The following is a 15,921-nucleotide window of genomic DNA, read 5'->3' on the forward strand; positions in this document are numbered from 1 at the left end:
CAGCGGGAGGCCCTACATATTCATTGCCCTCGCGATGCCTGTCAGCGATTCATGGCCTGTTGGGTCAGCTCACGCAGCACTTCGGTCTGGGCTGCGGCCTCTTCCACCTGCAAGGCCACCAGACGCTCATCGTAAGCTTCGTCCCACGCCTGCGCCGCGAGCGCCTCGCGTCGAGCAACGAAGGGAGACAGAGCAGCGTCCAACCGTGCGGGATAATGGCGACGCAGGTACTGCAGCCAATAGTCTTGAGTCATGTGCCAGTCCAGCAGAGCTTCCGAGGTCTCGGCCGCCAGCACTTGGGTCGCGGCAGCGTCCAGTTGTGCGGCACTGACGGGCTCCACGGCGTCGAACAGCATCGCGTGAGGCTGATGACGCAGCTCCAGTCGCTCGGCCAGCCCGATGCGGTAGGCCAGGAATACTTCCACTTCTTCGATTTCGTCCTCCGACACATCCCTTGCCGTGGCCCGCGCTCGCACGTCAGCCCTGGCCAGCCGATTCAGCTGATCGAGTCGGAACAAGCTGCGAGAGGTGGCCAGCAGCTCAGCCTGACGCTGCGCGCCGTCCAGGCTCGGGTCGGCCGCGCGTGCGTACCACAGCTGTTGCTCCAGATCGGCAAACAGCAGGATGACCTGATCGCCGCAGTTCTCGGGCCGTTCGGCTACCGCCGCCAGCTCGGCGCGAATGGCGAGGGAACCGTGTGCGGCATCGATCACATCCCAGGCGCGGGTTGCCAGGGACGCGGGCGCGAGCCGATAGTCCGCCGTCTCGCTGAGTCGGGCAAGCAACTGCAACATTCGGGTCATGGATGGATCGGTACGGAGTTGGGCCAGGCGGCCCTGTGCGGCGGCATCGGCACCGTCGGCCAGTATCTGCAGGTAGTCAAAAGTGATGCCCACCGCATTGAGCCTGGCCACCGCATGAGGATTCAGACTGGTGAACGTCAGGCTCAGCGGTCGCTCTATCTGAGGTTCGGTTGTAAAGAAGCGCAAGCTCTGCAGTTCGGGCACGTCACTGATGGGATTCTCCTCGAGCTGGACCCATCGCAGCCACAACGGCTCCTGATTCATCAGCGCGGTGAGCCCACTGGGCCAAGTGCTCAGTTGACAGTTGCGCAGGTTGAGCGCACCGACACTGCGCAGCCGGGAGAGGTCCAGTGCGGATCCCAAGGGGTTGTCGGACAGGTCCAGATAGTCCAGCGAGCTCATGTCGGCCAGAGCCTGCATAGCGGTCGGTGTCAGCACCAGGGCATTGCCTTGAAGCCACAGGCTCTCCAACTCTGGCAAACGTGCCACCCATGGCAGGTGCTCGGCCATCGCGGTGTGGTCGGTATTGGACAGCGCCAGATAACGCAATGAGCGCAGCGTGCTCAGCCGCTCCATTGCCGCGCCCGGGATATGCATTGGATTATTGCGCAGAATCAGCGCCTGCAACTGATCCAGCCCCTGTAGCGCATCGAACATCGAGGCTGATGCGACCAGGCGGTTGTTATCCATGGACAGCGATTGCAGATTCGGCAGCGAAGCGACCGCAGGGGGTATTTCCGTCAAGTGGTTGTTCTGCAGGTCCAGCTGTTCCAGCCTGGGGAATTGATCGAGGAACGACGCTTCCACGCGCTCCAGCCCCGAACCCTCCAGGGTCAGATAGCACACCTGTGGCAGTGCAACGTTCAGTACCGGAAGTGCACCGATGCGCAGCTCGGAAAGATCCAGAAAATACCGTATCGGCTGGCCAGGCAGTACGCCGATGCGGGGCGCCTGGCCGTTCCAGGCGTCGAGAATTCGTTGACGTGCCGTCGCGCGGTGAGCTGGATTGACGGCCACCCGCTCACCGTTTTCGGCCAGCACGGTGGCCGGCGTGTCGACCCACCGATCCAGGTGCTGCAAGAGTGCCACTTCCTGAGCTTCGCGCTGTGCCCGAGTCGGTAGAGCGACCGTGCCTGGGTCGGGTTCGGCGCTGCCCGATGCACGTCCACTGAGCCGATAGCCGACGCGACCGTCGGCCAATGCGGTGGGCGCGTTGATCGCTTTGGGCCGGCGCTGCCCGATCATCTCTGCCGCTTCGCTACGGTGCTCGAGCGCCCATCGCCATGCCTGCACTGCGCTGATGTCCTTGCGACCCTGCCGTTGCTGAATGCCGGCACGCAGGCGCTCGACTTCTGGGGTTTCCACACTTCCCAGCAAGCCCAGGATGGACCGATCCAATTGCATGTCCCACAGGTGGGCGCGCGCTGACAAGGCCAGGCGCAAAGGCACCCTGCCCTGTCCGAGCTGCGTACGTTCGCGCAGGTTAGCCCCTGCTACGATGTCTTCGGCCGCCCAGACGCTGAGGGTAGGAAAATCACGGTGCATCGCCTGTGCCTCATGATACGCAGGCCAGACGCCGAACTCTTGTTGCCAGCGATCCAACGCCAGGACGCGCTGAGTCGACGGCAGTGCCTCGAGCATTCGTTGCGCACGCAGATACGCTGCGGCCTCGATCAGGCGAGGGGGGACCCGCTGCCCAGGCAGGTGCAGACGGCGCAACTGCCGTCCGGTCAATCCGCAGACTCGACGCAGCCGATGAAGCTGCGCTGCATCCAGCGCATCGACCAGCGGTCCCAGACGGCTGATGGCCTGTTGCGCGGTCCACGCCGCGAGGTTCTCGTGTGCCATTCGCCAGGCGCCGGCATCGTTGTGTTCCAAGGCGATACGCCAGGGCTGGGCGCTGTCAGGGTGTACCACATGCCAGCGCTTGAGCCGTGAATCGTAGTTCTGGCGGTAGAAACGGCCATCGAGTTTGATGTGGTTTTGTCCCAGATGAGCATACTGACCCAGAGCGTTGGGTTTCACCGTGTCGGGAAGTGCGGGTGTGGCGAAGGTTTCAGGCTCCACGTTCCATAGACGAGTCTCCCCTGCGGCATCGACCACGGGCAGCATGCCCTTTACGAACGGCGACGCGTTCAAAGCCATGCCGGCAGCTGCGGTAGCGCCCACGAGGGCGACATTGGCCGCGACATCGAGAAAACAACCCACTGCCTCTTCGGTCTGGCCATGGATCCAGTCATCGACCCCGACGAACAACTCACCCAGCAACTGCGCGGTGCCGACTGCGACGACCAAAGGCGCCAATGCTGGAACGAACACACTGGCGACGTTAAGCAGAGTCAACCCTTGCTCGAGCCATTGCTTGGAACGTTCATCGCGTCGCGCCTGGTCGATATCCGTCGTGGGCACCAGGATATAGCGGGCATCGGCCGCGAGTTTTTCCGCCAGCATGTTCTGCAACACAGTGACCAAGGGTTCTGGTGTCGGCAGACCCACCTGTCGAAGGCCGATGTCCGCATGCGGGTCCGCTACGCGATCCTTTGGCTGGCCCAGGGTGAAAGGCTCAGGACTCAGGGTGTCGAGTAAGCGCTTGGAAAACGTCGCTTGATCCGTCTTGCCGACAAAACGGGTGAAATCACGACGGTAGTGGTCGTCTCGCAATCTGTTTCGCAGCCAGTCACTGAAACTGCTGAAACTGGCGTGCAGCTTGAATGGCTGATCCGCATCACCTGCCAGGTAGATCAGGCAGGCAGGGTGTGCCGGCGCGTTGCACTCAATGCACAGCACGCCATGCAACGGCGTACCGCTCTGAACCCAGGTGGTGAGCGCGCTGACCGTGTACAGGGTAGGTGCTACGCCATGCCATTGAGGGGCTGCGTCGTCATCCCCCAACAGCATCTCGATGACACGCATTGCGGGCTCGTCGATATCACCCTTGAGCAATGCCTCCTGGGCTCGAACGGCGAGCTCGTCACGGATGTTCATACGCAGGATCTTTCCTGCTTCCGTGCCGTCAGGGCCAAGGCCCTGAAGCAGTGCCTGGAGCCGAGCCTGATAGGCGCCGCCCAGATCCAGCTTCCGACACAGTTGTGCATATTGATGGGGGGCCAGGGGCAATTGGTGCTTTAACTCGTAGTGCCAACCATAGGTCCAACGTCTGCCACTTCCGCCGATCTGCAACTTCAACGCATCGGCTTGCAGCAACACCGTGTCCGTACCCCAGTACCCCTCCTGGGTTTCTGCTTCGCCGAAGTTGGCCATGGCCACTTCGAGCAACGGCGTTCGAGTTACGCTCAACGGACGTCCCAGCAATACCGAGCCGCGATTGAATCGAATCCACAGGTCCTGGTCCACGTCAATGACGCGATTGACGGCTTGCCGCAGGGCCTGTTCCAGCCGCAGTCGGGCAAAGGCGGAGGGCGCCGGGAGGGTTTGCATCAAAGCCTGGGCTCGCCGGCTGGACTGGCGATTCTTCTGCAGAGCCGTGCGGTAGGCCCGTATTGCGCTTGGGGAGGCTTCGCGCAGCCACTGCGGAATACGTTGGATGATGGCATCCAGGTGCGGGTCGGTGGGGGTAGGAAAGTCGGTTCCGGCCATGTTACTGCTCCAATGATAGCCTTCAGCAGAGCGCTGCAGGGGCTTCAGTGAAGCAAGCGCCGACGTTTCGGCGGCGCTACATAATGCTGGCCGTTACCAGAAGCGTTGCTGACTGAGCTTGCCCCATACCTTGCCTGCCAGGTGTTCGAGGGAGCCGCTGGCGGCCAGCCCTACACGCTCCTGCAAGCTCTTGGCCTTGGCGTAGTGCAGATGGAACACCTCGGCCTGCCTGGCCCTTTCCGCGAGGTATTCGTCACTGGTCTTGAGTTCGTCGACCAGTTGCTTGTCGAGTGCCGCCACGCCCAGCCAGACTTCGCCGGTGGCGACATCGTCGATGGACAACTGAGGCCGGTAGTGAGCGACGAAGCTCTTGAACAGCTTGTGGGTGACGTCCAGGTCTTCCTGAAACTTCTCGCGGCCCTTTTCGGTGTTTTCACCGAACACGGTCAAGGTGCGTTTGTATTCACCCGCGGTGAGGACTTCGAAATCGATATCGTGCTTCTTCAGCAGCTTGTTGACGTTGGGCAGCTGTGCCACAACCCCGATGGAGCCGAGAATGGCGAATGGAGCACTGATGATCTTTTCGCCGATACAGGCCATCATGTAGCCGCCACTGGCGGCGACTTTGTCGATGCACACGGTCAGGGGTACCCCGGCCTGGCGAATGCGCGCGAGTTGCGAAGACGCCAGGCCATAGCTGTGAACCATGCCGCCGCCGCTTTCCAGACGCAGTACGACTTCATCGTTGGGCGTGGCCAGGGTCAGCAGCGCGGTGATCTCGTGACGCAGGTTTTCGGTGGCCGAGGCCTTGATGTCGCCATCGAAATCCAGGACGAACACCCGGTGTTTGCTGTCGGGCTTTTTCTTCCTGGCTTTCTTGTCGGTTTTCGCCTGTTCCTTGCGCAGGGCCTTGAGCTTGTCCTTGTCGAACAGCCCGGCTTCGAGCCGTTCGCGCAGGCCCTTGTAGAAGTCATTGAGCTTGCTGACCTGCAACTGCCCGGCCGGTTTACGCCGGCCCTTGGCACGCAGCGAGGCGATCGCGGCCAGCACCACCAGAATGGCAACGACCAGGGTGACGGTCCGGATCAGAAAACCGGCGTAATCGGCAAGAAACTCCACGGTGACTCCTTACATGCATGACGCCCGCCGAACCAGGGGACGATTGAATGGGCCCAGCATACCGGGGGGCAAAGCCTTGGGCCAGCCGTGAAACGATCGGCATCAAACACGCCTTTCAAACGCACGTATGATTTTTCGTTGACAGCTGTCGATGCCCCCCCTAACCTCGCAGGACGTTTACTGTCACATCGAGCCTTGGCCCCCCCAAGACTGCGCGCTTGCCGCATGCTTCCAACAGGCACACTTCCAAAAAAGGACCGTACCATGACCTCCGTAGCCGACGCCGTACAAGCCATGAAAGCCAAGTTCAATCCAGCCGCCGCTCAAGGCCTGGATCTGGTGTTTGGTTTCAACATCACCGACGAAGACAAGCACTACGCGCTGCACGTGAAGGACGGCACCTGCGAACTGGAGGAAGGTGAAAACCCGGACGCCAACGTCACCCTGGTGATGGACAGCGAAACCCTCAAGGGTATCGTCAGCGGTGAAACCGACGGCATGCAGGCTTTCATGGGCGGCAAGCTGCGCGCCGAAGGCGACATGATGCTGGCCATGAAGCTGAGCGAGCTGTTCCCGGTCTGAGCCGGCACTGCACCCTGCCCATCCGCATGTCCCGACCACGCATCGGGACATGTTCGTCGTAACGCGCTGCTTGCATCACCTCCCTCCGCGACATATGTACAGCCATCGCCTTTGTACTGCGCCCTAGCCTTGATCGCTCGCAGGTCGGCATCAGCCGCCTGTTCCGTCAATGGAGCGCATCATGGCTAACACACTTCCCTGGTTTCATTCGCAACAACTTGCCCTGTGCATGTCCCGTCACCTTACTCAGGCGCTGGAAAGCGAGCAGCTGAGCGTCATCGAATACGATTGGTTGAGACGCCTTGCGGAGCGTTCGGTTATCCCGGACGACATGCAGGTGAGCCTTCTGAGCAACGCCGAGCCCGGCCTGTTCTGTGGTTTGCGGATCGCCTACAGCGATGCGCAGAAACCGGCCGCCTATTTTTACTCGCCATTGACCGGCATTGTGCCGTTCGCCAGCGGCGAAGCGCTGCGCGATGCATTGATAGCGCCCGCGCAGAGCGAAGCCAGCGCCGGCCTGATGGCAACGTCCCGCGAACCGAAGTGGCTGTCGTTGACGCAATCGCCGTTCAAACGCTGGATGAAAGCGATCATCACCACGCAAGCGGCGCGTCTCAAGGCGATCGATCACACCTGGCACCGGATGCCGCAACTGGTCGACGTCCTCGACCAGCACCTGACGTCGGCGTTGCGAAGCGCCATGCCCGCCAGCGATCCTATTGTGCCGCGCAGCCACAAGGTGCAGCGCGTCAACGCAAAAACGAAGGCGATCGTCAACGTGCAGCGCTTGCTCGATACAGCGCTGGATATGCTCCTCGACGACCCTCAAAACGATTGCGAGCATCGTTTTCTGGACGTTTACGGCCAGGCGTTGAGCGATGCCCAGACTCAGCTCTATCGCAGTACGTTGGCCACCACCGTGGCACAGCTACCCGGCACATACAGCGACGCGCTGGCCAATTTCTGGCAGGATGTGCCGAGCTCGCAAAGTCTCAGCCTGCGTGCCGGCCTGAGCCAGAGCCTGCGGTACGCTTACCTGAGCGCGGTGCTGGAAGAGCAAAGCGATCAACGCTTGAACGCCGATCAAGTGGCGCTGCTCAAATCGGCAGTGGCGCAGCGACTGCCGACCGGACTGCGCCTGGAAACCCTCCAGTTCAATGCCGATGGGGCATTGCGCGACACGCCGGTGGCGTGGCCGGGCACCTTGCTCATCAGCAGCACCCTGAAGCCCGCCCTTGGCTATTTCGTTTTCAACACTGACCAAGGGCTGAGCCACTGTGCAGACCTGCCAGCACTGGGCAACTACTTGGTCGGACTGATCTCCGAGGCCGATGACAGCGTGCGGGTGATCGAGCCCGACCGCGCTCTTTTCAATGCGACGGTTCAACCGGTACCGCAGCGGGTGGCGGTAACCGGTACGGCGTTCGACGCGCTCGCCGACGGATTGATCGATCTGCAGCGCCGACGCGTAGGGCAGGCCTTCGCCGACAAGGCGGCGTTTCAGGCGTCTGCGCTTACAGCAGTCGTGAAGGCGCTGGATCTGCGCACGCTGGCGCATCCGCGCCTGCAAGGGTTCGACGGCGAAAGCGATAACAAGACCGCCGCAGCTCAGCCCCCCGACTCTTCCGCCGAACGGACCTGGGGCAACTGGCTGTTACAGATAAAGGCCCTGCGCGATCGGCAGCAATGGAACATGGCGCGTGCTCTGACCCTCAAGGATGGCGTGCGCGCCCTACTGGCGCCTGGCTTGCTGGCCATGCAGTCGCCTCTGCCGGCCGACGACATCTGCCTTCGGATCCACGACGATCCCGAGCGAATGGCCGTGAGCCTGCTCGACTATTTCCTGGAACGAACCAGCGGCGCCGTTGCACAGCCCCTGACATCGGCGGACAAAGTGCTGGACTTGGCGGGTGCACCGATCAACTGGCCTGATACCGAAGTACTGGAGCAGCTAGTGCTGACCTGCAGCCCGGCGCTGACCAAGACCTACCGGCGTCTGGTTCGTCGGCAGATGTCCGCGCCGCAACCACCCTACCTGGGTGCCTATGATCTGCCAGGCCAACGGCGAGCCTTGCGTGACATCAGTCTGCGCACCAGCCTGGCCTTTGCCCAGCGTGATGGCAGTATCGACAACGCATTGCTTGAGCTGCTCGCCACGGCCGTGGATCGCCCCACTGCTCGACTGCGCAACACGGCCGATACCGACGTGCACGCGATCTACCTGAGACTGCCCTCGGAGACGAGCACCATCCCGCTGACCGACATGTTCGTGCTGCATCGCCACTCGCAACCCGACGGACCGGTGTTGATGTGGTCTGGCGACCACGGATTGTTCCCCTTCACCTCTCTGGAGCAACTGAAAAAAACCGTCGCGGCCTCGATCGATCAACCGGAGACCCGTGCACGCTGGCTAAGAGGCATCGATCCGAACTGGGTCAGACCGTTTCTCGAGCGCTTCCAGACCACCCCAATGACAGGCGTGCAGGTGGAAACCCGTGCGATGCCGGGTGACTTCATCACGGAACTGGATGTGATCGAAAGTCATCGGCAGTTGAATACGCTGGGCATCAACATGGCGCTGGCCGTGGAATGCAGCTTTACGGCCAAGTTGTTTCGGCGCAATGCCGACTACAGTCGCTCGGACGATATGCTCACTACCGGCCTGGACCGGCTCGCCGTGGACGCTGCGAACCTGCAGGTCGATGAGCTGCTGCCGACCTGGATCAAAAACGCCAGCACCGAACAGCTCGCCCGCTATGCCTTGATCCTGGAACGCTGCCGGGTCACCGCCAACCAAAAAAGCAACTACCTGGCACAGATCCCGTTCATCGAGGATTTCTCGCGCACGCGCTTGCGTGCGTCTATCGCGAAGCTCTGGCCGGGTGCGACGATCGATCCGGATCGAGTGGTCATCAAGCTGACCGACACCAGCGGGGGTGGCATGAACATGGGTGGGATGATCGCCGCCGGAACGCTCACCAGCCGTACCAAAACGTTGACTCAATGGGCGATCAGCCAGTTTTCCGGGACATTGTCCAGCGAAATGCACATTACGCTGGATCCTCCTTCCCTAACGCTGGACCCACCTTCCACCCATCAGGTTCGCCAAGTGGTGGAAGACGCGGATGTCGGCGGCCAATACCGTACGCTGCTTGCTCAAAAGCTGTCGAAGCAGTCCAGCGATTATGCTTCGCGCCGTCTTCTGTTCGTCATGGCGCTGCCGGCGCAGATGCTGCGCCACGCGCTGGAGCAAGAGATGCAAGGGCGGATCAGCACCATGGCAACCGACATGATCACGCGGATCGTGTTAATGCCCGACGGTGTCGCACGCGAACCCTTGAAAGGAGAACGAATTACCTTGGGACCGCTGGGACTGATCCCCAGCCCCGGCATGCGGGCCGATATTGCCTGTGGCATGTACGTGATCGCTCCTGCGCACCCCGAGCATGGCCCGGTGGTGCTTTACACAGCCTACGGCGAACCCGACACCATTCGCGAGTATGCATCGCGCGCCCAGTTGCTGACGCAGATCAAGACCGATACCGCGCTTCAAGAGCAGATTTTGAGCCGTCTGCCCGAAGACGTTCACTCGCGCTATCAGCATTCCGGATTCACTGAACCGCACATTCCCTGGACCACCGAAGTCAGCGACGGCCAACGACTTGAAAAGCCGCCGTCCATCGTCCTGCTCGACCAGCCGGAACAGGGCAATGCCTTGGACTATCTGTTCGACGACAACCTGCAGCTCATCCAGCTGCTGGCACGACAACACACCATGTCTTCGGGAGAGGCGAGCTGGAACGCTTTCTGTCACCTCGTCGAGCTGGGGCTCGAACAAGGCGCGATGCTGCTGCCCAGCGCGGTAGGTTCCCTGATAGCGCTTTATCAATCTCACCGCCTGCTCAACGATTCGGTCCAGGCCATCGGCCGCAGAAATTGGGGTGAAGCGCTGGCCGATTTCATTGCGGCTCTGGCCTCCGTGGTGGGCGCGCGGCGTGGTATCGAACATTTCAAGCAGCAGATCGAAGCGGCCGAAAGCACGAAGCCGTCCAGGCCAGCGCAGCTCGGCGGTCGTCTCCATGACAACCTGAACTTCGCATTGACCGCGCTGGAAGCCACTGACGTGGCGCTGAAGACGCTCACCTACGACTCGCTGCTGAACATGTACAAAAGCGTCGACGGCAAGCACAGTTACGCCATCGTCGACGGCAAAGTGATGGAGGTGGCACACGCAGAGCAAGGTTGGTCGATCGTCAGCCAAGGACGTGAAGGGCCGACCATCAGCCTGGACAGCCAGCAAAAATGGCATGCCGATATGGAGATCGCGCGCATGGGCGCCGGGTACTCGATGATGGACAGCTACGAGACCTGGATCACCGACATCAACATTGCAGACGTGTTCATCACCCAGGCCGAGGGCATCGAACAGATTCACAAACACTATCCTCGCCATCACCAGATGATCGTGCACGCCCATGCTCACGCCGTCGATTGCTTGCGCAACGCGCTGAAGAACCTCAACCAGCGATCTCCCCACATACCCTTGCCAGCGCAGACCTTGGACATACTCACCGACGTCTTCGAAGTGGACGTCACCCCGGCCATGCTGCACCGCCTGCGCAGCGGTTGTGTTCAACTGCTCGACGAGCTGACCAGCGACGCACTGGATCCCCAGTCGTCACCGCGCTACTGGGACGGACTGAACGAGGAAGGTCATGAGAGCAATCACGCTTTCATCTGGGAAGGCGATCCGCGCAAGCGAATCTTCCTGACCGACAAGTTCTTCACGCTGCCGGTCGAAACCTTGATGTACGCCAAACCCGAACGCACGCAGACGCAGTTGTACGCACACCATCAGGCGGCATCGTTGCTGCACGAACTCAGCCATCAGGTGCTTCGGACCGTGGATATTGCCTACCTCGATACCTTTCGCCCACTTGATCAGCATTTCGATGATCTGGGCGGTGTGCATGGTCAGGCGCAACAGTATGCTCATGACCTGCGGGTATTGCGCCAGCGGGCGTTGTCGGTGAGCACGTCGACGGCGAATCTGTTCACCCGTCCAGGCTCCAGGGGCCGACGCGATTTTCGAGACAGCGACGGGCGGCAGTACAAAACCATCCTGCAGCTGTCGGGCAAGACGAGTCTGTCGCAGGCACGCCAGGTCTTTCGTACTGACCCGGATGTGCGCTCGAAGCTGATCATGGCCAACGCTGATTCCGTCACATTATTGGTCCTGCGCTTGGGCCAGGAGGTCTTCGCACCGTCAGGTTTCTGAAGATTTGTTAAGCTTCCGCTCGGCGTAAAGATCAAGCGCTCTGTTCAATAATGAGTATCATTATGTTACAAGTTAGCATCCTTATTACTCCCTGAACGGTGCGAAGTGCTGGTTCCATTCTTGATCATGCTGCGCGAAGGGATTGAAGCCGCGCTCATCGTTGGCATCATTGCCAGCTACCTGCAACAGACTGGTCGTGGTCAATGGATGCCTGCGGTCTGGATTGGCGTCTTCCTGGCAGCGGCGGTGGCCCTGTTGGTGGGCGGCGGGCTGGAACTGATGAGCGCGGAATTCCCGCAGAAACAACAGGAATTGTTCGAAGCGCTTATCGGACTGGTGGCCGTGGTCATCCTCACCTCCATGGTGTTCTGGATGCGCAAGGTCGCCCGCTCCGTGAAGCATTCGCTGCAGGCGGCGCTGGACCAGGCTCTGACCGGTTCTCGCCACCAGGTTGCGGCGCTCATTGTCATGGTGTTCTTTGCGGTTGCTCGGGAAGGCCTGGAAACCGTGTTTTTCCTGCTCGCCGTTTTTCAACAGAGCGAAGGTTCAGGTGCGCCCATCGGCGCCCTGCTCGGCCTGCTGGTCGCGGTAGCGGTCGGCTTCGCCATCTACTCAGGCAGCATGCGCCTGAACCTGTCGCTGTTCTTCCGCTGGACCGGGTTATTCATCCTGGTGGTAGCGGCCGGGATTCTCGCCAATTCCGTCATGGCCCTGCATGAAGCCGGGGTCTGGAACAGCCTGCAGACCGTGGTCTTCGACATCAGCGCCACACTGCCCATGGACGGTCCGACCGGATCGGTGCTGGCCGGCATGTTCGGCTATCAGGATGCGCCCACCGTCAGCACGCTGGGCGCCTACCTGATCTACCTGGTCGTGGCATTGGTGGCGTTCTTCATGCCCCATGCTGCGCCGACGCCGGTCCCCTCTTCTCCTGCCACACATCAGTAAGGCCTCCATGTCCAATCCAGTCAATGGCGCGCCACCGCGCCTGATGCGTCTGGCCCTCGCCGGTTCGGTGGTCGTGATGATCGCCGCCGGCGGCCTGTTCTACTACGCCTCTCAAGTGGCTTCGAACAAACGTCAGGCCAGCGCCCAGAACGAAATCGTGGTCAACATCCATCCGCACAACTGCGAGCCGGCGGCGCTGACCGTGCCTGCCGGGCGCAACAGCTTTCGCATCGTCAACCGCTCCGAACGTGCGGTGGAATGGGAAATCCTCGACGGTGTGCTGGTGGTCGAAGAGCGCGAGAACATCGCGCCCGGCTTAAGCCAGGTGATCAACGCCAACCTGCAGCCAGGTGACTATCAGATCACCTGCGGTCTGCTCAGCAACCCGCGCGGCACATTGAAGGTGACGCCTACGGCCGAGTCCGATGCGGCCGCCAAGGCACGCCCATCGATGGTGGCCTTCGTCGGCCCGTTGTCGGAATACCGGGTCTATCTGGCGACTCAGAGCAGTGGTCTGATCCGGGCTGTGGATGCGCTGCAACAAGCCATTGAGGCCGGTGATCTGGCACAGGCGCGCCATTTGTATGCACCGGCACGGGCAGCCTATCAACGCATAGCGCCCGCCGCGCAGCGTCTGGCCGAGCTGGACAATGCCATCAACGCCCGCGCGGACTACTACGAAAAGCGTGAGCAGGACCCGGCCTTCGGCGGCTTCCATCGCCTGGAGTACGGCCTGTTCAAGCAAAACACCTTGGATGGCCTGACGCCGGTGGCGAAGAAATTGGCGGCCGACGTCACCGATTTGAAACGCCAACTGCTGGCGCAATCGCTGCCGCCCGAGCAACTGGTGAACATCGTCTCGCGCAATCTGCATGGGCTGGCGGACATTCGCACCAACGGTGAGGAAGAGCGCTACAGCCATACCGACCTCAATGGCTTCGCTGCCAATCTGGAAGGCGCGCGCAAGGTCATCGACCTGCTGCGTCCGCTGCTGGCGAAGTCGGCCTCCGAGGTGCTGCCGGGCATCGATGCCGCGGCGGACGAGCTGGCCATGCAGCTGGCGAGCTTGCGCAGTGGCGATGGTTACCAGAGCTACGAAACGGTCAGCGCCGAACAGCGCCAGCAGATTGCCGCGCAAGCCAAGGCCCTGGCCGACGCCCTGGACGGCGTCGGCGCGGCCCTTGGCCTCTCTACCCTGTAGCAGCGGCGCGATCCGCGTTGGCGGCCTCCGCGGTGTGATGGAGTGGTCGCAGTGAAGCCCGACGCGGCTCGCGCCGCTGCTACAAGGGCGATGGCGCGCCGCGTCGGCGGTCTCCACGGTGTTATTGGCTGGCCGCAGTAAAGCCCGACGCGGCTCGCGCCGCCGCCACACGTGCGGTGAATGGAAAAGATACGAGGTCAACGATCATGAGCAACACCGACAACCCGAATTCACCGGTCGACGCCCAGCGTCGGCGCGTGCTGCTGGGCCTGGGCGCTGCCGGCGCGGCACTGGCCGGCGCGGGGCTCAGCTGTCCGGCGATGGCGGCCCCCGCCGCCAAGGTCACCGAAGCGCCTAAAAGCGACAAAACCCAAGACCGCCACGACTACGAAGGCCAGCACCAGGCCGGGATCGTCACGCCACGACCGGCCGCCGGCATGATGGTCGCTTTCGATGTCCTGGCCAGTGACCGCGCAGACCTGGAGCGCTTGTTCCGCACCCTGGACGAGCGCATTCGCTTTCTGATGACCGGCGGCCCTGTTGCCCAGGTCGATCCGAAGCTGCCCCCGCTGGACTCGGGCATCCTCGGGCCGGTGGTGGTGCCAGATAACTTGACCATCACCGTGTCGGTGGGCGAGTCGCTGTTCGACGAGCGCTTCGGCCTCACCGACGCCAAGCCCAAGCGCCTGTCGCGGATGGTCGGCTTCCCCAACGACGCCCTGGAAGCCGATCAGTGCCACGGGGACCTGACCCTGCAGTTCTGTGCCAACACGCCGGACAGCAACATTCACGCCCTGCGCGACATCGTCAAGAACCTGCCCGACCTGCTGTTCGTGCGCTGGAAGCAGGAAGGCACCGTGCCGCCGCAGGCGCCCGCCAAACCGGGCGAACCCGAGCAGAGCGCGCGCAATTTCCTCGGCTTTCGTGACGGCTCGGCCAACCCGGATTCCAACGACAATCGGCTGATGAATGCACTGGTGTGGGTGCAGCCCGACAGCGACGAACCTGCGTGGGCCGCCCATGGCAGCTACCAGGCGGTGCGCATCATCCGCAACTTCGTCGAACGCTGGGACCGCACCCCGCTGCAGGAGCAGGAAAACATCTTCGGCCGGGTGAAGACCACCGGCGCACCCATGGATGGCCGACTCGAAAGCGATGTGCCGGACTACGCCAAGGACCCCGAAGGCAAGATCACCAAGCTGGACGCACACATCCGCCTGGCCAATCCGCGCACGGCAGCGTCGCAGCAGAACCTGATCCTGCGCCGCCCGTTCAACTATTCGAACGGGGTGAACAAGAACGGCCAGCTGGACATGGGCCTGCTGTTCATCTGCTACCAGGCGGATCTGGAAAAAGGCTTCATCACCGTGCAGACCCGCCTTAACGGCGAACCGCTCGAGGAATACCTCAAGCCCGTCGGTGGCGGCTATTTCTTCACTCTGCCGGGGGTGACCAACGCCCAGGACTTCATTGGCCGCAGCCTGCTCGACGCGACCAGAACCACCACGACCAACGCATGACCACTTGATACCACCGGGGAACCTTTCATGAAAAAGACGCCACTCGCTCTGCTGCTGACCCTAGGCCTGTTGAACGCGCCTCTTTCGGCCTTTGCCGCGACCCAGTCGCCCCTGGACCTGGTGGGTCCGGTGTCGGACTACAAGATCTACGTGACCGAGAAGGTCGATCAACTGGCCGAGGAGACCGCCAAGTTCACCGACGCGATCAAGAAAGGCGATCTGGCAACCGCCAAGAAACTGTACGCACCCACCCGCGTCCACTACGAAGCGATCGAGCCGATCGCCGAGCTGTTCAGCGATCTGGACGCGTCGATCGACTCCCGGGTCGATGATCATGAAGCGGGTGTGAAGGCGGAAGACTTCACCGGGTTTCATCGCCTGGAATACAGCCTGTACTCGGAAAACACCACCAAAGGTCTGGATGCCCTGGCCGACGGCCTGCTCAAGGATGTGAAGGACCTGCAAACCCGCATTGCAGAGCTGACCTTCCCGCCGGAGAAAGTGGTCGGCGGCGCCGCCGCGCTGCTTGAAGAAGTGGCAGCGACCAAGGTGTCGGGCGAGGAAGATCGCTACAGCCACACCGACTTGTATGACTTCCAGGGCAACATCGACGGCGCGAAGAAGATCGTCGACCTGTTCCGCCCGCAGATCGAAAGCCAGGACAAGGCGTTCGCCGCCAAAGTCGACAAGAACTTCGCTACCGTGGACAAGATCCTGGCCAAGTACAAGACCAAGGACGGCGGCTTCGAAACCTACGACAAGGTCAAGGAAAACGACCGCAAAGCCCTGATCGGCCCGGTCAACACCCTCGCCGAAGACCTCTCCACCCTGCGCGGCAAACTCGGCCTGAACTGACCGGCCACTGTTTCCCGC

The 15,921-nt window shown here is 61.8% G+C and carries 8 protein-coding genes; 6 read left to right on the plus strand and 2 right to left on the minus strand.

Annotation, left to right across the window (positions count from 1 at the left end; translation table 11 throughout):
- Positions 1 to 41 precede the first annotated feature (41 nt).
- Both BLV18_RS11060 and sohB read right to left on the minus strand, forming a co-directional pair.
- Positions 42 to 4,400: an NEL-type E3 ubiquitin ligase domain-containing protein gene (locus BLV18_RS11060; protein ID WP_090358491.1), complete on the minus strand. Its 4,359-nt coding sequence runs from the start codon at positions 4,398 to 4,400 to the stop codon at positions 42 to 44.
- 93 nt (positions 4,401 to 4,493) lie between these two features.
- Positions 4,494 to 5,519: a protease SohB gene (gene sohB, locus BLV18_RS11065; protein ID WP_090358493.1), complete on the minus strand. Its 1,026-nt coding sequence runs from the start codon at positions 5,517 to 5,519 to the stop codon at positions 4,494 to 4,496.
- Between the two features lie 264 nt (positions 5,520 to 5,783).
- Between sohB and BLV18_RS11070 the strand changes: the two genes are divergently transcribed.
- The 6 genes from BLV18_RS11070 (at position 5,784) to efeO (BLV18_RS11095) (ending at position 15,903) form a co-directional block, all read left to right on the plus strand.
- Positions 5,784 to 6,101 (plus strand): SCP2 sterol-binding domain-containing protein, encoded by a 318-nt coding sequence (locus BLV18_RS11070; RefSeq protein WP_049859445.1) that lies wholly within the window; start codon positions 5,784 to 5,786, stop codon positions 6,099 to 6,101.
- A 181-nt stretch (positions 6,102 to 6,282) separates the two neighbouring features.
- Positions 6,283 to 11,379 carry a dermonecrotic toxin domain-containing protein gene (locus BLV18_RS11075; RefSeq protein WP_090358495.1) on the plus strand — a complete coding sequence of 1,699 codons (5,097 nt, stop codon included), beginning with the start codon at positions 6,283 to 6,285 and terminating at the stop codon, positions 11,377 to 11,379.
- A gap of 105 nt (positions 11,380 to 11,484) precedes the next feature.
- Positions 11,485 to 12,327, plus strand: coding sequence for an iron uptake transporter permease EfeU (efeU, locus tag BLV18_RS11080; RefSeq protein WP_090358497.1), 843 nt, complete (start codon positions 11,485 to 11,487; stop codon positions 12,325 to 12,327).
- 7 nt (positions 12,328 to 12,334) lie between these two features.
- Positions 12,335 to 13,528 carry an iron uptake system protein EfeO gene (efeO, locus tag BLV18_RS11085; RefSeq protein ID WP_090358500.1) on the plus strand — a complete coding sequence of 398 codons (1,194 nt, stop codon included), beginning with the start codon at positions 12,335 to 12,337 and terminating at the stop codon, positions 13,526 to 13,528.
- Between the two features lie 206 nt (positions 13,529 to 13,734).
- The gene (efeB, locus tag BLV18_RS11090) at positions 13,735 to 15,048 is read left to right on the plus strand and encodes an iron uptake transporter deferrochelatase/peroxidase subunit (protein WP_090358502.1); all 1,314 of its coding nucleotides are present in this window, start codon (positions 13,735 to 13,737) and stop codon (positions 15,046 to 15,048) included.
- A 27-nt stretch (positions 15,049 to 15,075) separates the two neighbouring features.
- Positions 15,076 to 15,903: an iron uptake system protein EfeO gene (efeO, locus tag BLV18_RS11095; protein ID WP_090358503.1), complete on the plus strand. Its 828-nt coding sequence runs from the start codon at positions 15,076 to 15,078 to the stop codon at positions 15,901 to 15,903.
- Positions 15,904 to 15,921: the final 18 nt, after the last annotated feature.

It is taken from the genome of Pseudomonas coleopterorum (genome assembly GCF_900105555.1).
Taxonomy (GTDB): Bacteria; Pseudomonadota; Gammaproteobacteria; order Pseudomonadales; family Pseudomonadaceae; genus Aquipseudomonas; species Aquipseudomonas coleopterorum.